This is a genomic window from Amycolatopsis ponsaeliensis, from assembly GCF_030182635.1.
GTDB lineage: Bacteria > Actinomycetota > Actinomycetes > Mycobacteriales > Pseudonocardiaceae > Amycolatopsis > Amycolatopsis ponsaeliensis.
The window spans coordinates 1-22,927 of record NZ_JAPZLD010000080.1; the positions used below are offsets into that span (position 1 = coordinate 1).

Annotated in this window: 24 protein-coding genes; 7 read left to right on the forward strand and 17 right to left on the reverse strand. The window is 70.1% G+C overall.

The annotated features are described in order from the left end of the window. Positions 1-156 precede the first annotated feature (156 nt). Positions 157-696: a DoxX family protein gene (locus QQ657_RS53420; RefSeq protein ID WP_284750171.1), complete on the reverse strand. Its 540-nt coding sequence runs from the start codon at positions 694-696 to the stop codon at positions 157-159. 177 nt (positions 697-873) lie between these two features. Here QQ657_RS53420 and QQ657_RS53425 point away from each other — a divergent pair, with 177 nt between their 5' ends. The 4 genes from QQ657_RS53425 to QQ657_RS53440 all read left to right on the forward strand — a co-directional run bounded on the left by QQ657_RS53425 (position 874) and on the right by QQ657_RS53440 (position 4,515). Continuing rightward, entirely contained in the window at positions 874-1,608 is a 735-nt protein-coding gene (locus QQ657_RS53425) for a MerR family transcriptional regulator (RefSeq protein WP_284750172.1), read from the forward strand. Between the two features lie 153 nt (positions 1,609-1,761). Further along, complete coding sequence (locus QQ657_RS53430; RefSeq protein WP_284750173.1) at positions 1,762-2,952, forward strand: ATP-binding protein; 1,191 nt, start codon at positions 1,762-1,764, stop codon at positions 2,950-2,952. A 260-nt stretch (positions 2,953-3,212) separates the two neighbouring features. Next, positions 3,213-3,362 carry a hypothetical protein gene (locus tag QQ657_RS53435; protein WP_284750174.1) on the forward strand — a complete coding sequence of 50 codons (150 nt, stop codon included), beginning with the start codon at positions 3,213-3,215 and terminating at the stop codon, positions 3,360-3,362. A 235-nt stretch (positions 3,363-3,597) separates the two neighbouring features. Beyond that, positions 3,598-4,515, forward strand: coding sequence for a bifunctional helix-turn-helix transcriptional regulator/GNAT family N-acetyltransferase (locus QQ657_RS53440; protein WP_284750175.1), 918 nt, complete (start codon positions 3,598-3,600; stop codon positions 4,513-4,515). Here the strand turns inward: QQ657_RS53440 and QQ657_RS53445 are convergent. Beyond that, a complete protein-coding gene (locus QQ657_RS53445; protein ID WP_284750176.1) occupies positions 4,512-5,087 on the reverse strand; it encodes a peroxidase-related enzyme in 576 nt (191 codons plus the stop codon). The two genes, QQ657_RS53440 and QQ657_RS53445, sit on opposite strands and share 4 nt — an antisense overlap. Positions 5,088-5,119: 32 nt before the next feature. Here QQ657_RS53445 and QQ657_RS53450 point away from each other — a divergent pair, with 32 nt between their 5' ends. Then, a complete protein-coding gene (locus tag QQ657_RS53450) occupies positions 5,120-5,722 on the forward strand; it encodes a hypothetical protein (RefSeq protein ID WP_284750177.1) in 603 nt (200 codons plus the stop codon). A 5-nt stretch (positions 5,723-5,727) separates the two neighbouring features. On the opposite strand, the gene mctP is transcribed toward QQ657_RS53450, so the two are convergent. Then, positions 5,728-7,380, reverse strand: coding sequence for a monocarboxylate uptake permease MctP (gene mctP, locus QQ657_RS53455; RefSeq protein ID WP_284750178.1), 1,653 nt, complete (start codon positions 7,378-7,380; stop codon positions 5,728-5,730). Then, positions 7,377-7,655, reverse strand: a complete 279-nt coding sequence (locus tag QQ657_RS53460; protein WP_284750179.1) for a DUF3311 domain-containing protein — start codon at positions 7,653-7,655, stop codon at positions 7,377-7,379. Before QQ657_RS53460 ends, mctP begins: the two co-directional genes overlap by 4 nt. A gap of 189 nt (positions 7,656-7,844) precedes the next feature. Here QQ657_RS53460 and QQ657_RS53465 point away from each other — a divergent pair, with 189 nt between their 5' ends. Together QQ657_RS53465 and QQ657_RS53470 are read left to right on the forward strand one after the other, a co-directional pair. Continuing rightward, positions 7,845-9,464: an alpha/beta hydrolase gene (locus QQ657_RS53465; RefSeq protein WP_284750180.1), complete on the forward strand. Its 1,620-nt coding sequence runs from the start codon at positions 7,845-7,847 to the stop codon at positions 9,462-9,464. Positions 9,465-9,580: 116 nt separating this feature from the next. After that, positions 9,581-9,853 (forward strand): helix-turn-helix transcriptional regulator, encoded by a 273-nt coding sequence (locus tag QQ657_RS53470; protein ID WP_284750181.1) that lies wholly within the window; start codon positions 9,581-9,583, stop codon positions 9,851-9,853. Here the strand turns inward: QQ657_RS53470 and QQ657_RS53475 are convergent. The 13 genes from QQ657_RS53475 to QQ657_RS53535 form a co-directional block, all read right to left on the reverse strand. Next, on the reverse strand, positions 9,850-10,428 hold the full coding sequence (locus tag QQ657_RS53475; RefSeq protein WP_284750182.1) for an EndoU domain-containing protein: 579 nt from the start codon (positions 10,426-10,428) through the stop codon (positions 9,850-9,852). The two genes, QQ657_RS53470 and QQ657_RS53475, sit on opposite strands and share 4 nt — an antisense overlap. A gap of 30 nt (positions 10,429-10,458) precedes the next feature. Then, a complete protein-coding gene (locus QQ657_RS53480; RefSeq protein WP_284750183.1) occupies positions 10,459-11,736 on the reverse strand; it encodes a DUF6297 family protein in 1,278 nt (425 codons plus the stop codon). After that, positions 11,730-12,335, reverse strand: a complete 606-nt coding sequence (locus QQ657_RS53485) for an ABC transporter ATP-binding protein (protein ID WP_284750184.1) — start codon at positions 12,333-12,335, stop codon at positions 11,730-11,732. Before QQ657_RS53485 ends, QQ657_RS53480 begins: the two co-directional genes overlap by 7 nt. Continuing rightward, positions 12,332-13,207 (reverse strand): LLM class F420-dependent oxidoreductase, encoded by an 876-nt coding sequence (locus tag QQ657_RS53490; protein WP_284750185.1) that lies wholly within the window; start codon positions 13,205-13,207, stop codon positions 12,332-12,334. Before QQ657_RS53490 ends, QQ657_RS53485 begins: the two co-directional genes overlap by 4 nt. Before the next feature lie 13 nt (positions 13,208-13,220). Beyond that, complete coding sequence (locus tag QQ657_RS53495; protein ID WP_284750186.1) at positions 13,221-14,063, reverse strand: TIGR03621 family F420-dependent LLM class oxidoreductase; 843 nt, start codon at positions 14,061-14,063, stop codon at positions 13,221-13,223. Positions 14,064-14,122: 59 nt separating this feature from the next. Then, positions 14,123-15,943 (reverse strand): phosphoenolpyruvate carboxykinase (GTP), encoded by a 1,821-nt coding sequence (locus QQ657_RS53500; RefSeq protein WP_284750187.1) that lies wholly within the window; start codon positions 15,941-15,943, stop codon positions 14,123-14,125. A 347-nt stretch (positions 15,944-16,290) separates the two neighbouring features. Further along, entirely contained in the window at positions 16,291-17,001 is a 711-nt protein-coding gene (locus QQ657_RS53505) for a hypothetical protein (RefSeq protein ID WP_284750188.1), read from the reverse strand. Between the two features lie 104 nt (positions 17,002-17,105). After that, positions 17,106-18,944, reverse strand: a complete 1,839-nt coding sequence (locus QQ657_RS53510) for a dynamin family protein (RefSeq protein WP_284750189.1) — start codon at positions 18,942-18,944, stop codon at positions 17,106-17,108. Next, positions 18,941-19,420: a nucleotide exchange factor GrpE gene (locus QQ657_RS53515; RefSeq protein WP_284750190.1), complete on the reverse strand. Its 480-nt coding sequence runs from the start codon at positions 19,418-19,420 to the stop codon at positions 18,941-18,943. Before QQ657_RS53515 ends, QQ657_RS53510 begins: the two co-directional genes overlap by 4 nt. 48 nt (positions 19,421-19,468) lie before the next feature. Next, the gene (locus QQ657_RS53520) at positions 19,469-20,083 is read right to left on the reverse strand and encodes a TetR/AcrR family transcriptional regulator (RefSeq protein WP_284750191.1); all 615 of its coding nucleotides are present in this window, start codon (positions 20,081-20,083) and stop codon (positions 19,469-19,471) included. Further along, positions 20,080-20,559, reverse strand: a complete 480-nt coding sequence (locus QQ657_RS53525) for a YqeB family protein (RefSeq protein WP_284750192.1) — start codon at positions 20,557-20,559, stop codon at positions 20,080-20,082. The genes QQ657_RS53520 and QQ657_RS53525 overlap by 4 nt, the downstream gene beginning before the upstream one ends. A 46-nt stretch (positions 20,560-20,605) precedes the next feature. Beyond that, positions 20,606-21,253: a hypothetical protein gene (locus QQ657_RS53530; RefSeq protein WP_284750193.1), complete on the reverse strand. Its 648-nt coding sequence runs from the start codon at positions 21,251-21,253 to the stop codon at positions 20,606-20,608. A gap of 59 nt (positions 21,254-21,312) precedes the next feature. Next, positions 21,313-22,827, reverse strand: a complete 1,515-nt coding sequence (locus QQ657_RS53535; protein WP_284750201.1) for a dynamin family protein — start codon at positions 22,825-22,827, stop codon at positions 21,313-21,315. Positions 22,828-22,927: the final 100 nt, after the last annotated feature.

Below are 22,927 nucleotides of genomic sequence, written 5' to 3' on the forward strand. Positions count from 1 at the left end.
GGGCGTCTTCCGCCACGGAAGCGCCGTCGAGCACCAGGAAGTCGCCGGACCGGCCGGGCAGCGGCGGGCGCGGCGCCCCGCCCCCCCCCCCCGCCCCCCCCCCCCCCCCCCCCCCCCCCCCCCCCCCCCCCCCCCCCCCCCCCCCCCACTTCTGGGTCAGCTGGGGAGCGCCTTCTGGGCCCGCTTCGCGAGCTTGTTCGCGCGCTTCTCGGCCTTGCGGCTCAGCTTCCCGGCGGCGGCGCCGACGTCCTTCGCGGCGTGACGCGCGCGCCAAGCCGCGGACGGCTTTCCGTGCGTGTCGCCGACCGCGAGCAGCAGGCCACCGGCCACGCTCGCGTTCTTGAAGAACTGGATCTGCTGCTTCTGGCGTTCGCCCGGGTCCTTGATGGTCCAGAAGCTGTGCGCCGCGAGCGTCGTCGGCACCAGGCTGCCGAGCAGGAGTCCGGCCGCGAGCCGCGGCGCCTTGCCGGACGCGAGGGCGAGGCCGGCACCGATCTTCACGGCGGCGTCGATGCGGACGAGGGTCACCGGGTCGCGCGGCACCTGCTCCGGGACGACGTCACCGACCTTCTCGAACGCGCCGTTGAGGAACGGTTCCGCCGCTTTCGCGTGCCCCTCCGCGTGCCTCAACGCATTGATCCCGCCGGTCACGAAGATCGTGGCGAGCAGGGGACGTGCCACTCGACGGAGTATCACGGTCGTTGCCTTCCTCGTACGGGCCGCTGCCTGGTCGAACCTACCGCTTGGGTGCCCGCTCGTCCCGTCGTCGAATCCTCATCGGGGTTTCTGCGCGAATATCGCTGGGTTGCTAGAGAGCACTAGAAAGCTTTAGCGATTGACCTTGACGCAGCGTCAACTTCTATCGTTCCGCTCATGGAGTGGTCGATCCAGGACATCGCCCGCTCGGCCGGGACCACGAGCCGGACGCTGCGCCACTACGGCACGGTCGGGCTGCTCGAGCCCAGCCGCGTCGGCAGCAACGGCTACCGCTACTACGACGAGCAGGCGCTCGTCCGGCTGCAGCGGATCCTGTTGCTGCGCGAACTCGGCCTCGGGCTGCCGGCCATCGCGGAGGTCCTGGACGGGCAACGCGACCGCGTCGCGGCGCTCGAGACCCACCTGGAGCTGCTCGAACAGGAGCGGCAGCGGATCGGACGGCAGATCGCTTCGGTCCGGACCACGCTACGGAAACTGAAGGGAGGTGAACGACTGATGGCAGAAGAAGTCTTGGACGGCTTCGACCACACTCGCTACGAGAAGGAAGTCACCGAGCGCTGGGGCGCCGACGCGTACCGGCGCGGTGACCAGTGGTGGAGCTCGCTGACGGCCGACGAGAAGAAGGCCCACCAGCAGGAGCAGCGGGACATCGCCGCGGCGTTCGGGTCGGCCCACTCGACCGGGCTCGCGGCCGACGCCGACGACGTCCAGGCGATCGCGCGGCGGCTGCACGCTTGGCTGCGGCCGGCGGTGTCGTCGGTGTCCGCGGGGTACTTCGCGGGCTTGGGTCAGCTGTACGTCGACGACCCGCGCTACGGGTTCGAAGGCCCGGCCGCGGAATTCGTCCGCGACGCGATGAAGATCTACGCGGAACGGAACCTGACCGGCTAGCGCGGCGTCGTAGTGCGCGCTGGGGGTAGAGACGAGCAGGGCTGCAGACCTGTTCGTCTCTATGTACGGCCATCCGGTCGAACCTCGACGACACGCCTAGGCGTCTATGGCCGATTATCGGGCTCGCGCTAGATACGTCGATAACTTGGCAGAGTGGACCCCATCCGCAACCCCTTCGCGCCGGGCGCCGGGCAACGGCCGCCTGAGCTGGCCGGGCGCGAGCGTGAGCTCAAGGCGTTCGAAGTGGTGCTCGAACGGGTTTCCCGGGGGAGACCCGAACGCAGTCTCGTCCTGACCGGGCTGCGCGGGGTCGGCAAGACCGTGCTGCTCGGGGAGCTGCGCGCGATGGCCGTGCGGCACAAGTGGGGTGCCGGGAAGATCGAGGCGCGGCCGGACGCCGAGCTGCGGCGGCCGCTGTCCGCCGCGCTGCACCGGGCCATCCGGGACCTCGCCGTGCGGCACCGCGCGCCGGACCGGGTCGAAGAGGTACTGGGCGTGCTCAAGGCCTTCGCGCTGCGGGCCAACAAAGCCGACGCGAAGCTGCGCGACCGCTGGCAGCCCGGCATCGACGTGCCCGCCGCCCAGGGCCGCGCGGACTCCGGGGACATCGAGATCGACCTCGTCGAGCTGTTCACCGACGTCGCCGAGCTGGCCGCGGACGTCGGGACCGGCGTCGCGCTGCTCATCGACGAGATCCAGGACCTGCAGCCCGACGACGTCTCCGCGTTGTGCGCGGCCTGCCACGAGCTCTCGCAGTCGGGCGCGCCGCTCGTCGTCGTCGGTGCCGGGCTGCCGCACGTGCCCGCCGTGCTCTCGGCGTCGAAGTCCTATTCCGAGCGGCTCTTCCGGTACGCGCGGATCGACCGGCTCGACCGCGCGGACGCCGACTACGCGGTGATGGCGCCGATCGAGCGCGAGGACGCCGGCATCGAGCCGGAAGCGCTCGACGCCCTCTTCGACGCGTCCGGCGGCTACCCGTACTTCATCCAGGCCTACGGCAAGGCGGCCTGGGACGCGGCGCCGTCCGACCCGATCACGGTCAAGGACGTCCAGGTCGCCGCGCCCGAAGCTGAGTCGGAGCTGGCGGTCGGCTTCTTCGGCTCGCGCTACGACCGGGCGACGCCGGCCGAGCGGGAGTACCTGCAGGCGATGGCCGAGCTGACCCAGGGCCGCGACGAGCCCGCCGGCACCGCCGACGTCGCCGTGTTCCTCGGGCGGAAGCCGTCGTCGCTGTCGCCGGCCCGCGACAGCCTGATGAAGAAGGGCCTCGTGTTCTCCGCTGAGCGGGGCCAGATCGCCTTCACCGTGCCGCACTTCGGCCACTACCTGCTCGGACGCGACTGACCTGGGCTTTTCCGGTCTTCTCGCGCTCTATGAGCGTCCCTAAGTCTTTATCGGAAAATCGCTATATTCATGTAGAGAGCTATAGCGGGTTGCTTCGACGTGACCGCGGCCACCCTCGATCTCTCCGGCACATACCCAAGTTTGCCGATGATTCATCGGCGAGTGTGCCAAGTCACCGGATATTCGTTGGAATCCTTGTGAAAAAAGGTGCATACTAGAGGCACAAGCCACCGAGACCCTCCGAAGGGGATGCAAAACCGATGAACAACATCGCCGCCAAGCTCCGTGCCCGTCGCGCTGAGGTTCGCACTCGCCGGGCGCTGAACCGGGCGATCGACACCGCCGCGACCGCGACGGTCCGTCAGGAACTCATCGCGATCGCGCAGGCTCGCACGGGCTACATGCGCTGAGCCCCGCCGCCTCACCCTGTGGCGGTCGCCCATTCGAGTGACCTATGCCACAAAGTGCTGAGGCTGTAACGCCACACAAAGTGGCGTCGATACCCCCTACGACCCCGTGATGCTGGCGGACCCCCGACCTGGCAGCATCGCGGGGTTTCCCATGTCCGGGGTACGAAATTCCACTTGCCGTCGCCGGCTTCCGCAGTATTCTTTGACTTCGTCAACGAGTTTGTTGAGGTGGTCAATGAACAACGATCGGGTGGCCGAGGTCCGCGCGTTCAACCGGCTCTACACCGGAGTGATCGGCGTGCTCGACGAAGGACCGGCGGACGCCGAGTACTCGCTGCCGGAAGCCCGCGTGCTCTTCGAGCTCGCCCACCAGGACCCGCTGCCGGTGACCGACCTGCGCAAGCACCTCGACCTCGACGCGGGCTACGCCAGCAGGCTGCTCGCCCGCCTCGAGTCGCGCGGGCTGATCTCGCGCACCCGTTCCGATGAGGACGCCCGCCGCCAGCTGGTGCGCCCGACGGCGGCCGGCCGCGACGCGTTCGCCGTCCTCAACCGCCGCTCCACCGAGCAGATCGGCGGGTTGCTGCGCCGCTTCGCCGACGAAGACCAGGAGCGCCTGCTGGCCGCGATGCGGACGATCGGCGACCTGGTCGGCGAGCGCCGTCGCGATCCGGTCCTCGTCCTGCGTCCGCCACGACCGGGTGACCTCGGATGGGTGGTGGAACGCCACGGCGCGCTCTACGGCCGCGAGTACGGCTTCGACGACCGGTTCGAGGGCCTTGTCGCGCGGATCGTCGCGGACTTCGTCGAGACCCGCGCCGACCCGCGCCAGGCGTTCTGGATCGCCGAGCTCGACGGCGAGCGCGTCGGCGGCATCGGGTGCACCCGCGGGAAGGACGCGGACACCGCGAAGCTGCGGCTGCTGCTGCTCGAGCCGTCGGCCCGGGGCCACGGCGTCGGCAAGCGGCTGGTGACCGAGTGCGTCTCCTTCGCGAAGGCGCACGGCTACCGGGCGATGGAGCTGTCGACGGTCTCGATCCTCATCGCGGCGCGCTCGATCTACCGCGCGGCCGGGTTCGAGCTCGTCGGCGAAGAGGATTTCGACAGCTGGGGCCCGAAGCTGACCGACGAGACCTGGCGCCTGGAGTTCTAACGCGGCGTCCGGCCGAGCAGGTAGAACTCCGGGTTCGGGCGCAGCGCGGTCAGGTGCGCGAGCCGGTTCGACATCGCGAACAACGCCGTGATGGCGCCGACGTCCCAGATTTCGTCATCGGTCAGGCCTGCGTCGCGCGCGGCTTCGAGGTCGCCTTCGCCGAACAACGCGGAGTCCTGCGCGAGGGCGAGCGCGAGGTCGACGATGGCGCGGCCGCGCTCGTCCAGCTCGACCTGCCACGGGTTGCTCGACACGCGATCGGCGAGCTCGGGGTCCTTGGCGCGGATGCGCAGGATGGCCCCGTGCGCGACGACGCAGTAGGTGCAGTGGTTGGCCCCGGACGTCGCGACGACGACGAGTTCGCGTTCGGCCTTGCTCAGGCCATCGGAGCGCTCCATGAGGGCGTCGTGGTAGTCGAGGAAGGCCCGCAGCTCGGCGGGGCGGTGCCCGAGGGCGCGGAAGATGTTCGGCGTGAACCCGGACTTCTCGGCGATCACACCGACTCGGTTGCGGAGGTCTTCGGGCAGGTCTTCGAGTTCCGTGATCGGGAACCGGCTCACCGCGTCGCTCATGTCCTGCACGCTAGCCGTGGTTGGCTGTCAGCGTGACGGACTACGTCGACGGGTACTGCGAACGCGTTGGGCCCGGGCTCTGGGGTGAGCCGCTCAACAGTCTCAGCAATCTCGCTTTTCTCGTTGCCGCCGTGCTGGTTTGGCGGCTGGCCGCGGGGGACCGTCTCGGACGGCTGCTGGCCGGGCTGATCGGGCTCGTCTTCGTGGCCAGCAGTGTCTTTCACCTGGTCGCAACGCGCTGGGCGGCTACCGCGGACTCGGTCAGCATTCTGGTTTTCATGCTGGTGTACGCCGCGTTGTTCGTGCACGTCTTCTACCGCTGGCGGCTGGCCTGGCTCGCCGCGCCCGCGTTTCTCGCGCTCACCGTGGTCACCGCGCTGCTCGGCGGGGGCCTCTACCTCTCCGCGCTGATCGGGCTCGGGATCTTCGCCGCGTTGCTGGCCTTCGAGCGCGACGCCTACTGGACGCACTTCGCCGTCGCGGGTGCGGTCTTCGCGCTCTCGCTGAGCCTGCGCGCGCTCGACCGGGACGTATGCGACTACGTCGCGGTCGGTACGCACTTCCTCTGGCACCTGCTCAACGGGCTGGTGCTCTACCTCGTCTCGCGGACGCTGGTGCTCCGGAACCGTCCTTAGTGGACTTAGTGGGCACCGATGGGGCGCAGGTCCTTGTCGTTCTCGTCGGCGTGGTAGTCCTCGGCGTTGGTGTCGTCGGTGCCGTTGAAGACCTTCATCCGGCGGGCGATCACCGTGACGATCACGGCGACCAGCAGGTTGGCGATCAGGGCGACGAAGCCGACGTAGATCTGGACCTGGGAACCCGAGAACGGGTGCCAGCCGAGGATCGACAGGTTGCCCAGCGGCAGCGCGGAGCCGCCGAAGTGCTGCTTGCCGCCGGCCCCGGGAATCCCGTAGAGCATGATCAGGCCCCAGCCGATGCCGACGACCCAGCCCGCGATCAGGCCCCAGCGGTGGAACCAGCGCGTGTAGAGCGAGAGCGCCACGGCCGGCAGCGTCTGCAGGATCAGCACGCCGCCGATGAGCTGCAGGTCGATGGCGTACTGCAGGTCGAGCAGGATGATCGCCGCGACCGCGCCGAGCTTCACGACCAGCGAAGCGAGCTTCGCCTGCTTCGCTTCCTGCTGTGGAGTGGCGTCCTTCCGGATGTACTCCTTGTAGATGTTGCGGGTCCACAGGTTGGCCGCGGCGATCGACATGATCGCGGCCGGCACCAGCGCGCCGATGCCGATCGCGGCGAACGCGATGCCGGCGAACCACGACGAGAACTGGGTGTCGAACAGCACCGGGACGATCGTGTTGGTGTCCGGCTTGCCGGTCGCCGCGTTCGTCAGCGGCTTGACGCCCGCCGTGATCGCCACGTACCCCAGCAGCGCCAGCAGGCCCAGCACCAGCGAGTACGCCGGCAGCGCGACCATGTTCCGCTTGATGACGCTGCGCCCGCGCGAGGCCAGCACGCTGGTCAGCGAGTGCGGGTAGAGGAACAGCGCCAGCGCCGAACCCAGCGCCAGCGTCGCGTACTGCAGCTGGTTGTTGGCCGTCAGCAGGATCGACCCGGCCGGCTTGCCGGTGGCCGGGTTCGGCGTGCCGAGCTTCTTCGCCGCCGTGTCGAAGATGTGCGACCAGCCGCCCAGCTTCGAGGGCAGGTAGATGATCGCCACGAGGATGACGATGTAGATCAGGATGTCCTTGACGAACGCGATCAGCGCAGGCGCCCGCAGGCCGGACTGATAGGTGTAGAAGGCCAGGATCACGAAGGCGATCAGCAGCGGCAGGTGCCCGACGAAGCCGGAGCCGTTGATGCCCATCGTCCGCAGCACGGCTTCGAGGCCGACCAGCTGCAGCGCGATGTACGGCATCGTCGCGACGATGCCGGTGATCGCCACCAGCAGCGCGAGGATCGGGGAGCCGAAGCGCCCGCGCACGAAGTCGGCCGGGGTCACGTAACCGCGGACCCGCGAGACCGACCACATCCGCAGCGCCGGGAGCAACACGATCGGGTAGACGACGATCGTGTACGGCAGCGCGTACAGGCCGAGTGCGCCGGCGCTGAACACCAGCGCGGGCACCGCGACGAACGTGTACGCCGTGTAGAGGTCGCCACCGAGCAGGAACCACGTGATCCACGAGCCGAACTTGCGGCCGCCGAGGCCCCATTCGTCCAGGTGGTCCAGCCCGCCACCGCGCTGCCAGCGCGCCGCCATGAACCCGAGGACGGTGACCAGCGCGAACAGGATCGTGAAGATGATCAGTTCGGGCCACTGCAGGTTGCTCATCGAGCGTCCCCCTCGTCCAGGTCCTCGACGCTCAGCTTGTCCGGGGCGTCGCCCGTCGGCTTGTCCCGCGTCATCATGTAGACGATCCAGGTGCTGAGCACCCCGATCGCGACGAAGAGGAACTGGAACCAGTAGAAGAACGGCATCCCGAACAGCCGTGGACCGTCCATGTTGAACAGTGGCGTGACCAGGACGAGCAGCGGGACGATCAGGAGCAGGTTCCACGGGCTGAACTGCAACCCGCGCACCTTCCCGTCGTGCTTCTCAGTCGACATCGGACCTCACCTAACACTCCCGTAACCGACCGCCTGACCTTAGAACCTGGCTGACAGGACGTCACGTCTGTCCGATATCGATTTGATCGCCACGCACCGCGTTGCCGACCAACGTCGGTTGCCCCGCCCCCACCCGGCCTATATCAATAGCCGGACTCCGCACGCGAAAACCCGATAAGGGGCAACCGTATGACACGACTCCGCTACGCGGTGGTGATCCCGGCGATCGCCGGCACCCTGCTGGCCGGGTTCACGCCGGCCTTCGCAGGCCAGGAGGTCGCGGCCGGCAAGCAGCCGCTGAACTCCACGAACATCCCGGCGCAGTACGCGAACCAGAAGCTGGATTGGCACAAGTGCGCCGTCCCCTCCGAGCTGCCGACGGCCCCGCCCGCGGGCGCCGAGGACATGGAGTGCGCGACCTACAAGACGCCGCGCAACTGGTACCAGGCGAACGCCCAGATCGACCTGACCATCGCGGTCAGCCGGCTGAAGGCGACCAAGGACGCGACGGCCAGCGTCGTCACCAACCCCGGCGGCCCGGGCGCACCCGGCCGCAACTTCCCGGCCCGGCTGCGCAACCAGCCGAAGCTGCGGGAGCACCAGGAGATCGTCGGGTTCGACCCGCGCGGTACCGGCAAGAGCACGAACATCACGTGCGGCGGGGCCATCGGCACCGGCTCGGACCTGGACCCGCGTGACCGCGACCGCCAGAACCTGAACCTGATCGTCCAGGCGACGAAGTACGCGGCGCTGTCCTGCCAGCAGAAGTCCGGCGAGCTGGGCCCGCTGATCAACACCGACCAGACGGTCAAGGACATCGACCTGCTGCGCGCGCTGCTCGGCCGCGACAAGATCAACTGGGTCGGCTACTCGGCGGGCACCTGGATGGGCGCGCACTACGCGCAGGCCTACCCCACCCGCACCGGCCGGTTCGTGCTCGACTCCTCGACGGAGTTCACGACGACCTGGCAGAAGTCGTTCGACTGGCAGCCGCTCGGCTTCGAGCGCCGCTGGCGGCAGGACTTCCTCCCGTGGATGGCGAAGTACGACAAGCTCTACCACTTCGGCACCACCGGCGAGGCGGCCCGCCAGACCTACGAGCAGGTCCGCTACGTCCTGACCCAGGGCGCGGTCACCCTGCCCGACGGTTCGAGCGTGTCGGCCAACGGCCTCGACGCCTTCATCGCGTCGAGCATCTACTCGAAGCGGTCCTTCCCGGGCCTGGCCGACTACCTGGTCAGCGTCCGCACGCTGACCCAGGGCACTGCGTCGGCGCAGGCCAAGACGTCGGCCGCGCAGAAGGTCAAGGCCGCCGACAAGAGCACCGACACCTCCGGCGCGCAGCCGCTGATGGTGCCGAGCGACGGTGACTCCTACGACGCGTCGTTCTGGACCATCCCGTGCAACGAGGGTCCGTGGACCGGCACCGTCAACAGCGCGATCAAGGACTCGCAGAAGCTGATCGACAAGCAGCAGCCGCTGCTGGGCGCCGGCTGGTTCATCCAGCCGTGCCTGTTCTGGAAGAAGACCCCGGCGCCGCTGCCCGTGCTGGACGGCAAGGGTGTCCCGCCGGTGCTGATCGTCGAGTCGGAGCACGACCCGGCGACGCCGATCGAGGGCGCGCGGCGCGCGCACAAGGCGTTCGCGGGTTCGCGGATGCTGACGATCACCGGCGAGGGTGACCACGGCATCTACGCCGGCGGCAACGCGGGTGTGGACAAGGTCGTGGAGGCCTACCTGGTCGACGGCGTCGTGCCGAACGACCAGAGCCTGCCCGGTGTGGCACTTCCGGTGCCTCCGGGAGCCTGAAGCCACTAGGTGTTGTGGGGCCCCGTCGGACTTCGGTCCGGCGGGGCCCTTTGCCGACCTGTGCACAGAGTTGTCCACAGGCAGTGGATAACTCAGGTGGTATTAGAATCGGCGCCATGGTGCGGGTACCGCTGACGAGCGAAGAGCGCGAACGGGGCGAACGCCTCGGCCAGGCGTTGCGGGCGGCCCGGGCCGGTCGGAGCATGGTCGACGTCGCCGGCGAGGCCGGAATCTCGGTCGAGACGCTGCGGAAGATCGAGACCGGGCGGATTCCGACCCCGGCCTTCTTCACGGTCGCGGCGATCGCGGACGCCGTCGGGCTGCCGCTGGAGGACCTGCGGGCCGCGGTGGCGCCGTCGGGCTCACCACCGCTTTCCCAGGCGAGTTAGCGCGGGCGCAGCCGGGGCAGGACATGCTCGCGGTCGTTGAGGAACGCGCAGCCCGCGACCGGCAGGTCGTAGCTGTTCAGCAGCTTCTCGAAGTCGGAGAACTCGTCCGAGGAGAACCCGAACCCCCGCTTGACCGCGTGGGCTGACAGGACGTCGGCCAGCTCTTCCCACTCGCCGGACCACAAGAGCGTCCGGTAGTGGGTGTACTCCTCCGGGGACAGCCGATCCGCGAGACTCGTGAGCACGCTGTCGGCGAAGAAGCTGATCCGGTTCTCCTGGAGGTCCGCCACCGTCGGGTTCGCCGGGTCGCGGGCCGCGTCGGGGTTGCGGACCACGCCGGGGCCCGCCACCGGGTAGGCCGTGTGGACGTGGCCGTTCTCCTCGACCAGCACGATCAGGTGCACGTTGAACCGCTCGCCCGCGCAGCGCCACCGGCCGTTCGGCTGCTGCCAGCGGGCCTCACTCGGGTCGTTCGCGACGTCCTTGACGACCGAGATGATGTGCTCGTTGCTCCAGCCGGGCGGGAACTCACTCGTCGCCCGCTGCCCGACGCCCGGTGCGTGTCCGCCTCCCACGGGTGCTCCCTTCGTCGCAACGAGCGTAGGTCAAATGGCCGCCGCGAGCACGACGATGCCGACGGCGAGCAGGTCCGGACCCCGGAAGAGCTGCCGGGTCAGGTTGGCGGGCATCGGCCCCATCGGGGTGTCGATGAAGCCCGGATTGGCGTAGTCGACGGCCGTTCGCGTGACCGTGCGCAGGATCGACAGCACCGCCAGCGGCACGGCGAGCCAGGTGCCCGGGCCGAACGACGTCCCACCCGCGAGGGTGACCACGGCGAGCACGCCTGCCCAGAGCAAGCCCGCGACGGCGAGCACCACGCCGTGCGCCAGCACCAGCTCGCGGTTCGACGACCCCAGCCAGCGGCGGCGGCCCGGGTTCCGCCACAGCTCGCCGAGCCCGGCGCCGAACGGCGTCAGCGCCACGTACGCGCCGAGGCCGGCCAGGACCGCGCCCGGCAAGGTCGGTAACGCGATGTGCGCGACGACCACCGCGAAACCGACCAGCACCGCCGCCCCCGCGTAGCGAGACCGGCCGAGCGTGCCCGCCACCGCCAGCCGCAACGGAGTCGGCGGCCGCAGGGACAGACCGATCGGTGCGGACGGCGGGAGCAGCATCATCGGGTCGAGGAAGGTGACGGCGACCGAGCGCAGCACCCGGCCGTCCCACCCGGCGAGCAGCGCAGACCGGCCCGCGCGCGGCACCGGCTCGCCGCCGAACGCCAGCGGCAGTGCCGCGACCAGCACGCCGGCGGCGACGAACTGCACGGTCACCGGGCCGAGGCCGAGCGCGGCGATCACCAGCCCGAGCACCGCGAGCGCCAGCGGGCCGGCCGCGTCGAACCGCAACGACGTCCGTCGCGCCGAAGCGAACGCGACCACCGCGGTCGCGGCGACGACGGCGATGCCCGCGCGCCACTGGTCGAGCCCGGCCCCGCCGACGGCGAGCATCAGCGCGGCCAGGTAACCCGTCACCGCCACGACGCCGGTCCAGGCACCGAGCAACCGCAGCGTGACGACGCGGCCGCGGTCGACCGGCGCGAAGTCGAGCCAGGTCAGCTCGGCCGGCTCGACCCACACGAACCCGCGGCGCAGCAGGCCGCGCCAGCCGACCGCGCAGCAGAGCGTGAGCAGGCCGAGCACGGCCGGGAAGTCCACGTGGGACGAGCCGTAGACGGCCTGGCGCCACGCGTCGACGTGGAAGAACGCGGTGAAGAGGAACCCGAAGCCGAAGAGGAAGACGAACGAAGCCGTGTCGCCGCTGAAGATCCCGCCGAACCGCTTGCGGCCCGGGATCCGCATCCGGCGAGGCGCCAGCGTCACCACAGTTCTAGGACGCTGTCCGCGGCTTCGAGCAGCGGCGGGTGGTGCGTGGCCACCACGACCGCCGCGCCGGCCGCCGTCGACCGGGCGATCACCTCGACCAGCCACTCCTTGCCCGCGGTGTCGAGCGCGCGCTCCGGCTCGTCGAGCAGCAGCACCCGGTGCGGGCGCGCGGTGACACCGAGCAGGAGCAGCCGGCGCCGCTGGCCCGCGGAGAAGTGCCCGGACGTGACGCGCATGCGTTCCCCCAGGCCCGCGTCCCGCAGCAGCTCCTCGTGGTCACCGAGGTCGGCGCCGAACGTGCCGGACAGGAGCTCGAGGTGCTGCATCGGCGTCAGCTCCGCGAAGAAGTCGGAGTCGTCGAACAGCACGGACACCTTGCGGCGGAACCCGACGTCCCGCTCGTCCGGCACCTTGCCGTCCACGAGCACGCGGCCCCGCTGCGGCTTCTGCATGCCGTAGAAGCAGCGCATCAGAGTCGACTTGCCGACACCGTTCGGCCCGACGATCGCGGCGCACTCGCCGGGGTCGACGGAGAAGTCCAGGTCGTCGAACAGCCACAGTTCGCCGGCCCGGACGCCGATGCCCTTCGCGTCGATCATCGGAGTGCTTCGAGCACCGGGGCGAACTGCTCCATGTTCTGCTCCAGGACGGTGTAGTACGTCAAGCCGAACCGCTCGCGGTGCGCGTGGAGCTGCTCGGCGACCTCCGCGGGCGAGCCGATCAGCGCGGTCGGCACCGCCGCGAGCTGGTCGACGCTGAGCACGCCCTTCGTCGCCTTCGCCAGCTCTTCGAGCGCCGCCGCGCGGTCGTCGGTGATGTGGACGAAGTGGCAGAGCAGGTTGAACTCGGCGTCGCGGGCACCGAGCTTCGACCGCACGAACTTGACGCGTTCCTCGATGTCCTCCGCGCTCGCCGGGGTCAGGGCGCCGCCGTCCGGCGTCTTGGCCGTGCCGGTGAACCCGATGATGTCGGCGTGCTCGGCGGCGAGGGTCAGGATGCGGTCACCGCGGCCGGCGAGCAGGAGCGGCGGCCCCTCGGGACGCACCGGCGCCGGCTTGTGCTCGGGATCGGCGTAGCGCCGCTCGAGCTCGGTGATCGTCCGCTCGAGGTGGTCGACGCGCTCGCGCGCGGACGGGAACGGCATCCCGGCCGCTTCGAACTCTTCCTTGACGTACCCGGCGCCGAGCCCCAGCTCCAAGCGGCCTTCGGTGAACTGGTCGGTGCCCGTGACCTCGCGCGCGAGCAGTGTCGGGTTGTAGAAGGGCGCGTTGAGCACGAAGGTGTTCAGCTTGACGCGCGAAGTGACCTCACCGGCGAGCACGAGCGCCGGGAACGGCGGCGCCATGCCGAGGTGATCGGCCGCGGACAGCACGTCGTAGCCGAGGTCCTCGACCTTGCGGCACTTCTCGACCCACGCGGCACGGCTGTCCGGCACGACCATGTTGACGCCGAAGCGGAAATCCCCAGTCATACGAACACGGTACTCAGCGGAGCTTTTCGATCACCGGGGCGAGCCTGGTCAGGTCCTCTTCGATCACCGTGAAGTAGCTGACGCCGTGGGTCTCCCGCGTGCGCAGCAGCTGCTCGGCCGCCGCTTCCGCCGAACCGATGACCACCGTGGGCAGCTCGCCGAGCTCGCCGGCGCTCAGGTGCGGCACGAGCCGGTGGGCCGCGTCGAGCGCCGCCCGCCGGTCGCCGGTGATCCGGATGAAGTGGATCAGCAGGTTGAGCTCGGCGTCCCGGCCGCCGAGCGCCCGTTTCACGAAGCCGACGCGCTCGGCGAGCGCGGCCGGGCCGGCGAGGGCCAGCCGCCCCTCGGCCGCGCCGGGCGCGGTGCCGGTGAAAGCGATCGTGTCGGCGTGCTCGGCCGCGAAGGTCAGCATGCGATCGCCGCGGCCGCCGAGCAGCAGCGGCGGGCGGGGGCGGGACTCGTACGCGCGCTCGAGCTCGGTGACCGCGCGGACGACCCGCTCGAACCGCTGCCCCGGCGTGCCCCACGCGATCCCGGCGGCCTCGAACTCCGCGCGGACGTACCCGGCGCCGATCCCGACCTCGAGCCGGCCGCCGGTGAACTCGTCGAGCCCGGCGAGGTCGCGGGCCAGCAGCACCGGGTTGTGGAAGCTCGCGTTGAGCACGAAGGTGTTCAGCCGGACCCGCTCGGTGGCCTCGGCGGCGAGCAGCAGCGCCGGCACGGGCGCGACCCGCCCGAGGTGGTCGACCACGCCGACGACGTCGTAGCCGAGGTCCTCGGCCTGACGGCACTTCGCCACCCACTCGGCCCGCGAGCCGGGCGCCACCAGCGCCACTCCGAAGCGGAACGGTCTCATGGCGCGAACCTACAAGAAGGGGACGTCCCGCAGGACGTCCCCTTCTCGTGTCACGAAGCTCAGCTCAGGCGCTGGGCCAGCGCGTCGAGCTCGTCCCGCAGCGAGGTCGGGACCTCGCCGATCTTCTGGAACCACTCCTCGATCAGCGGCAGCTCTTCGCGCCACTCCTCGGGCTTGACGTCCAGGGCGGCCTGGATGTCCTCGATCGGCTCGGTCAGGCCCTCGGTGTCGAGGTCCTCGGCCTTCGGCACGAACCCGATCGGCGTCTCGACGGCGTTGCCCTTGCCTTCGACGCGCTCGATGACCCACTTGAGGATCCGCGAGTTCTCGCCGAAGCCCGGCCACAGGAAGCGGCCGTCGTCGCCGCGGCGGAACCAGTTGACGTAGAAGATCTTCGGCAGCTTGTTCGCGTCGGCGTTCTTGCCCAGGTTCAGCCAGTGCTTGAAGTAGTCACCGGCGTGGTAGCCGAGGAACGGCAGCATCGCCATCGGGTCGCGGCGCACGTTGCCCACGGCACCGGCGGCCGCGGCCGTCGTCTCCGACGACATGGTGGCGCCCATGAACACGCCGTGCTGCCAGTCGCGGGCCTCGTTGACCAGCGGCACCGTCGTCTTGCGACGGCCGCCGAACAGGATCGCCGAGATCGGCACGCCCTTCGGGTCGTCCCACTCGTCGGCGAGGATCGGGCACTGCGACATCGGCGTGCAGTAGCGCGAGTTCGGGTGGGCGGCCTTCTCGCCGGACTCCGGCGTCCAGTCCTGGCCCTTCCACGACGTCGCGTGGGCGGGCTTGTTCTCCATGCCCTCCCACCAGATGTCGCCGTCGTCGGTCAGGGCGACGTTCGTGAAGACCGTGTTGCCCTTCTCGATCGTGCGCATCGCGTTCGGGTTGGTGTGCCAGTCGGTGCCCGGCGCGACGCCGAAGAAGCCGAACTCGGGGTTGACCGCGTACAGGCGGCCGTCCTCGCCGAAGCGCATCCAGGCGATGTCGTCACCGAGGGTCTCGGCGCGCCAGCCCGGGATGGTCGGCTGCAGCATGGCCAGGTTGGTCTTGCCGCAGGCGCTCGGGAACGCGGCCGCGACGTAGTGGACCTTGTCCTCGGGCGAGATCAGCTTGAGGATCAGCATGTGCTCGGCGAGCCAGCCCTCGTCGCGGGCCATCACCGAAGCGATGCGCAGCGAGTAGCACTTCTTGCCCAGCAGGGAGTTGCCGCCGTATCCCGAGCCGTAGCTCCAGATCGCGCGCTCCTCGGGGAAGTGAGAAATGTACTTCGTCGTGTTGCAGGGCCAGGAAACGTCCTTCTCGCCCGGCTCGAGCGGCGCGCCGACGGAGTGCAGAGCCGGCACGAATTCACGCTCGCTGCCATCCGGCGCGACGAACTTGTCGAGGGCCGCTTTGCCCGCGCGGGTCATCACGCGCATCGAAGCGACAACGTAGGCGAAATCGGTGATTTCGATACCCAGCTTGGGATTCTCGTCGGCGAGGGGACCCATGCAGAAGGGGATGACGTACATCGTGCGGCCGCGCATCGAGCCCCGGAAGAGCTCGGTCATGGTGGCCTTCATCTCGGCCGGGTCCATCCAGTTGTTGGTGGGACCGGCGTCCTCGGGACGCTCCGAACAGATGAAGGTCCGGTCTTCGACGCGGGCGACGTCGTTGGGGTCGGAAGTGGCCCAGAAGGAGTTGGGCTTCGACTTGAGCTGCACGAACGTCCCGGCTTCGACCAGCTCCTGGTTGATCCGGGCGCCCTCTTCGTCTGACCCGTCGACCCACACCACACGGTCCGGGGTGGTCAGTTCGGCGACCTCCCGGACGAAGGACAGCACGCCAGTGTGCGTCGTCGGCGCGGTGTCCAGTCCGGGGATGGCGACTGCGGTCATCTCTACTCCTGACTTCCGACGACAGACAAGCCCGCACCGGGACGACGCTGTCCTGGTGCGGGCTTCATTGCCGGCGACCGAATGGCTTCGCACACCGGCTGGAGAACCGGTGTGCGTGATTGGGGATTCCCCGAGAGTAGCCGCATGACCGGCAAGTAACCGAGAGCTGACGTGTAGGTTCTCTCACAAGAACGATAAGGGAATCGATTCAGACGTCACCGGATCGGTGTATTCGGCGAAATCTTGCGGTGGGCCGACTCACACCCGTGACCTGCTCGTTTTCATTTTCGACATGAAGAAAGCCCGGCGCTCGCGCACCGGGCTTTCAAACTGTGACGTGGGTTACTTCAGTTCGGCGAAATCCACTGACCCGTGCCCGAGTCGATCCGCGCGACGCCTTCGAGGGTCTGCGTGCCGGCCGCGCCCCAGGCCGCGTCGTCGGCCGGGTCGCCGAGCTGCTCGCCGCTGCCGGAGTCCAGCAGTCCACTCGAGACCTCGGTCCACTGGCCGGGTCCGCTGTGCTCGAACGTCGTGGTCGTCCCGTCCGCGTCGGTCTGCACCGCGATGTCGGCCTCGCCGTCGCCGTCCTTGTCGGTGAAGGCGATCGTGCCGCCGCTCTTCGTCTCGACAATGGCGGTGTCGTTGTGGCCGTCGTGGTCGGTGTCGATCGTCGCGGCGCCCGCATCGACCTCGCCGTCCGGCATGTCCGCGTGGATGTGGCCGCCGGAGGTGTCGTCGTGCCCGCTCGTGCCGGAGTCGTCGTGGCCGCCCCCGGAGGCCTCGACCCACTCGCCGCTGGCCTCGTCGTAGACGGCCTGCTCGACGACGTGCCCGGTCTCGTCCAGCACGGCGTACTGGTCGGCTTCACCATCGTGGTTCGTGTCGATGAAGGCTTGGGAGGTGCCGTCGTCGTGCTCGACGATCGCGGTGTCGTTGACGCCGTCCTCGTTCACGTCGTAGTTGACTTCGGCCTGGTACTCCTGGCCGTCGACGTGGACGGTCATCGCCTCGGTGCCGGCGGCATCGGTGTCGCTGCCGCCACTCTCGTCGACCCACATGGGAACTTCCCCCTTTGAACCGGGTAACGCCGTCTCTGACCTGCTGTCGGAGGGTATGACTCACCGTAGGCCCGTTCGGTTCCGCTCCACAACCGGACGGATGGTCAGGCCGTCTTGTCCCGCAGCGCCCGGATCCGCGTCAGGAAGGCTTCGGCCCGTTCGCGGCCGTCGCTGACTTCTTTGAGGCGTTTCGACACGATCGCGATCTTCTTGGCGCGTTCCTGGGCGCCCATCTTGATCGTCTTGTCGACTTCCTTCAGCTCGGCTTCGATCGCGTCGATGCGCCGGCCGAGCGCCTCGTCCAGGGCCATCGACAGCTGCTGTTCGGCCTCGATGAGCTGCTCGGCGACGAGCTGGTCGAGCGTCGAGCGGGCGTCCGCGATGGCCTCGACGAGCCACTGCTTCATGTGCTGCTTGTCGGCCGCGTGCTTGCGCGTGCGGGCCATCCACCAGCCGGCGCCGAGGCCGATGATGATCGTCGCGGGCAGCACGACGGGGTTGAGGATCGCGACGCCGGCCAGCGGCAGCGCGGCCACCTTGCCGGCGCCGACGCCACCGGAGATGCCCATGAAGACGAGCAGCTTGTCCTCGGCCGTCGGCGGCTTCTTGTCCGGCGGCCGCAGCACCACCGGCGGGCCGCCGGCCCTGGCGAACTGCGCGCGGATGACGTCGAGCTCCTCGGCGGAGAACAGCTCCGACAGCGAGACGTTGGTGACCTGGTTCAGGCGCTGGGAAAGCAGCATCGAGATCCGCTGCGACGTCGTCTGCAGCGCGATGTCGACCTGCTGCGGCAGCGCGGTCAGCTCGTCGCGCTTCGCCGCGTCGATCAGCTGGCGGAAGTGGGTCTGCGCGTCGCGCATCTGCCGGCTGCTCTCGTGCAGGACCTCGACCCGCGTGCGCTGCACCTCGCCGCGCAGCTTCAGCTGCCAGCCGCGGGTCGACGTCCGGCGTTCGGCCTGCAGCTGGTCACGGCGTTCACGCAGCTGCTCGGCCTCGGCCTCGCCCGCGGACAGCGCCCGGCTTTCGGCCTGCAGCTTCGCCTTCAGCTCGGCGAGCGCGCTGGAGAGCGCGCGCAGCGTGTTCGCTTCGCCGAGCATCGCCGAGCGGCCGACGAGCAGCTCCTGCAACGCCGTCTGCACCGCGGCGACGCCGGACTTCTCCCGCAGCATCGCGGCCATCTGCTCGTTGGGCGCCTTCGAGGCCGTCTCGAACATGCGTGCCGACACCGGGTGGAACACCGAATCGGCGAAGCGGGGAGCGTGGTCGCGCAGCAGCTGCCGGTCGGCCTCCATGACCTCGCGCCAGCCGCGGAACATGTCCACCTTGGTCAGCGCGAACACCACGGTCTCGACGCGCTCGCCGACGTCGCGCAGGAACTGCAGCTCCGTCGAGGTGAACGGCGCCGACGCGTCGACGACGAACAGCAGTGCGGTCGCGCCCGCGGCGGCTTCCTTGGCGAGCTCGCCGTGCATCGAGTCGAGCCCGCCGACACCAGGCGTGTCGACCAGCGAAAGCCGTTCGAGCAGCGGCACCGGCCCGGTGACCTCGACGTACCGCGGCGGGATCTGGCCCGGCGGCAGCTCGTGCGCGGCGGAGACCCAGTTGATCAGCTGGCCGAGGTCGATGGGCACCGGCGCGAGCTGGCCGGGGTAGCAGGCCTGCGCGCCCCACGTGTCGGCGTGGTCGAACACGAGGTAGGTGGCGGTGGCGACGTCGGCGTCCACAGGGGACAGTCCCGGGGCCGCGAGCAGCGCGTTGACCAGGGAGCTCTTCCCGCGGTTCGTCTCACCGACGACCACGACGGCCGGCTTCTTGGGCCGGGCTTGCCGGACCTGCTCGACCCACTTGGCGGCGGCCGGGTCGGCGTCGCGGACGACGGTCAGCAGCTGGTCTCGCGCCGCCGCGACCTGCGTGGGCAGGGTCGGCGCGGTGGGTGCGCTCACGGGGTCTTCTTCGCGTAGACGGTGACGATCGGGGCGCGCAGCAGGCGGTCGTGGTCGGCGAACCCGGTGACTTCGGTTTCGGCCACGATGCCCTCGAGCGCCGGGTCTTCGGTGGGGATCGCGCCGCCGGCCTCGTGGCGGGCCGGGTCGAACCGCTGGCCGTCGGGCCGCAGGGCCTGGACGCCGATCGCGGCGAGTCCCTCTTCGAGCCGTTCGACGACGCCTCCGCTGCGGGCGCGGTCCAGCGCGTACAGGCACATCTGGATCAGCGCGTGCCGGTCGGCGAGGGCACGCTCGAGGTCGGTCACGGCGACCTGCTGCAGGGGGTGCACATCGGTTTCCGACGCGGTCGCGGCAGCGTCGGTTCCCTTCTCCGCGTCGGCCTCTTCGACGATCTGGGCGATGCTCACCGCGGCGATCTGGCCGGTGGGGGTGTCGTCGGGATCGACGGATCCGTCCCTGCGAAACCACGCCATGAGCACCACCTCGTCCCGGTCCCGGCAGATTCCACCAGTTTGGAGCACTCAAGCGCCATCCGGGGGCGAAACGGGACGAAGGAACCGGACCAGGATCGTCCGGAGGACCGCCTGTTCCGCGGGCAGATCGAGGTCCGGGTCGAGACTGGCCCGCGAAATCATCGCGTCGATCAGCCCGGCGACCCAGGAGGCGGCCGCGCGCGGGGTGACGCCGGGGTCGATCAGCCCGGCGTCGGCGGCCCGCCCGACCAGCACGGCCAGGCCGTCGCGGAGGGCGCCGTCGTTGCGCTGGACGAGCTGGGCGAACTCGTCGTCGCGGGCAGCCTGCGCCGCGGCTTCCAGGACCAGCCGGACGACAGCGGGGTGCGCTACCTGGCCGGCCAGGTCGGTGACGATGGCGAGCAGCGCTTCCCACGGGTCGTCGGCCTTCGCCGCGGCTTCGAGGCGTGCCGCCGTCTCGACGGCGTCGTCGGTGAAGATCGCCGTGAACATCGCGCGCTTGTTCGGGAAGTAGTGGAAGAGACTGCCGGAGCTGATGCCCGCGGCCCGGCAGATGTCCGCCGTCGTCGTCCGCTCGAAGCCCTTCTCGGCGAAGCAGCCCGCGGCGGCGTCGACGATCGAGGCGCGCTTGGCCGCGTGCTTGGCCGGGTCGACCGTCCTCATCGCTCGACCGGCGGCTCGTCGCGCCAGGGATAGCCGTGCTCGGCGAAGGCGGGCGCCAGCTCGTGGTTGCGCAGGTCGGTCTTCTCGCGGGCGATCTCCCGGCCGTCGGTGGTGCGCAGGACGAGCTCCTTGCCGTCGAGGTAGACGGCTTCGAGGTCGGCCTCGATGCGCCGCGTCTTGTCGCCGCGGACCAGCGTGACCCGGGTCGGCGACACCGTGACGACCAGGCGCTCGGCTGCCCAGATCACGGCGAACACCAGGCCGAGCACGAGCCCGCCGGCGACCGCGGCGAGCGTCGCCCACGGCTGCGGCAGTTTCGTGAGGACCTTGAACACGCCCTGGAACGGGAAGGCGTCGAGGCCACTGACCCACGTGGCGATGGCCCACACGCCCACGCCGAGCGCGCCGCCGGCCAGCGGGCAGCCGATCCAGGACGCGGTGCGCAGCCACGACGGCTCGTCGACGGTCGTCTCCATGCCGCCTATTATTAGACCGCGTACTCGGTTTATGAAAGCCGGGGGATCAGACCAGCTCGTCGATGACCTCGCGGAGCACGGCTTCGAGGCCGGGACCGTCCTCGGCGAGCCGGGACGAGACGAGCAGCTGGTCGTCGGCCGTACGCAGCCAGATCGACCCGGCGACGGAGATCTCGATGACGTTCAGCCGGAACGGGTACGCGCGCCGCCCCAGCCGCACCTCCGCCTCGCGCACCAGCTGGCCGAGCCGCTCACCGGCGACGATCTGGCGCCGGTAGAAGCCGGGCGCCCACGGCGTGCCGCCCGACGGCTCGCCCGCGCCGCGCAGGGCCGGCCCGCGCGCGTTGGCGAAGTGGCGGGCCGCGGGCGGGCCGAAGACGTCGAGCGCCTGGCGCATCGCCGAACCCTGCGCGAGCGCGGGCCTGCCGTAGCGGGTGCGCGGGCTGCGCGGGTCCGGGTCTTCGCGGTTGCGGAGGAAGGCCAGGAGGTCGACCCACCAGTCGGCCCACTGCGCCTGGACGGCCGCGCGGTCGATCCCGGGCGGGACGTGGACCGGGACCTGCGGCTCCACGGGCGGCAGCACCTGTCCTTCGGAAACGGACAGCGCCAGGGCGTCACGGATATACAGCGCGACGTCGATCTCGTTCTCGCTGCTCCAGCCGGCTCGCCACGATGTCGTGTTTTCTAGGCGCACGAGTCAACAGTACGCGGAAAAGCGGGCCTACCAGCAGAAGTCGGCAAGGTGAAACAAGCTCAAGATTCGCGCACCTGTTGCCAGATCAAGAAGTACGCCCGGTGCACTACGTGCGCGACGCGGCTCTGCGCGGGCGTTGCGCCGAAGGACGCGAACGACCGCCACCAGCCCGCGCGTTCGAGCGCGTGCGCCGCCAGCTCCGGTCGTGGGGCGCCGGGCTTGCCGAGCTGCGCGCCGATGTCGGCGTTGCTGCCCACCCGCAGCACCTCCTCCGACAGGTCCTCCGGCATGTCGACCGCGCCGGAGGCGACCAGCGTCAGCGCTTCGAGCAGCCGCAGCTGGTGGGCCTCGGGCTTGGCGAGCAGGACCTCGATGGCGTCGTGGACGCGCTGGCGCTCGGCCGGGTCCCCCGAGGAGTGGGCGAGCGCGGTGACCGACGCGAGGGCGGCGGCCGCCTTGATGCCGTCGGCGCGGGCGGCGAACACGATCGACAACCGCTGCCGCACGGCTTCCAGCCCGGACGCGTCGAGCAGCGAGCGCCGCAGCGAGCCCGCCGTGAGCTCCGGTTCCTTGCGGATGGCCTCGACGGCGTGCGAGATGCCGAACAGGTCGAGCTTCTCCAGCAGCCGCAGCCGGGTGCCCGACGGGACGTCGCACTCCCAGCTGGTGAAGATGTCCGCCGAGATCAGCATGGTCTGCAGGATGTCGTCGTCGAGGTCGGCGAGCTGCCGCAGCGCCTCGGCGTCGGCGGAGGTGAACCCGCCCGACTCGGCGGACTCGGCGATCAGCCCGATCACCGGGAGCACGTCGGCGACGCGCGGCTTCAACGTCGACGCCTGCTTCTCCGACAGGATCGTCGCGGCCTTCCAGACGTCGCCGCCGGAGCCTTCGACCGACTCCGGCGCGATGGTGTCGGCCTTGTTCAGCACGGCGATGGCGTTGACCGGGCCGGCCTCGCGGCTCGCGGTGGCCGCGGTGAAGGCGGCGAGAGCCTGCTGGTCGTCGGCACGGACGCCCTGGGTGACGACGTAGAGGACGGCTTCGGCGCCGGCGACGGCGTTGCGCGAGGTGTCGTCGAGCTCGTCGGAGCCTTCGTCGTCCTCTTCTTTGCGGTGCTTCGCGGCGCCCAGGAGCTGCTCGGTGCGAGACACCGAAGCGGCGTCGAGCGAGCCGAGGCCGGGGGTGTCGATCACCGTCATGCCCTGGAGGACGGCGTTGGTCAGGTACGCCTCGATGTGCGACACCGTGGTGATGTCGACGCCCAGCTCGGCCGGGATCATCCCGTCGGAGGCGAACGGGAGCACCTGCTTGCGGCCGTCGGTGAAGACGATCTCGACGCGGTCGACCGTGCCGTACTGGAACCGGGTCACCAGCCGCGTGCACTCACCGATGTCGGTCGGCGCGACCCGGCGCCCGATCAGCGCGTTGACCAGCGTGGACTTGCCCGACTTGATCCGCCCGGCGACGGCCACCTGCAGCGGTGCGCCGAGCCGGCGCAGCACCTCCGCGAAGCCGGCCGCGGTGCGCGCGGAGACCTGCGACTGCAAGCGGTGACACAGGTTGGCCACCGACATCGACAGCGGACCCGCGAGCCGGCCCTGCTCCGGTGACGTCACGGCCCCCAGCCCTCCCGTCGTACGGACAACCCCCTGAATCGTGCCATGCACCTCATCC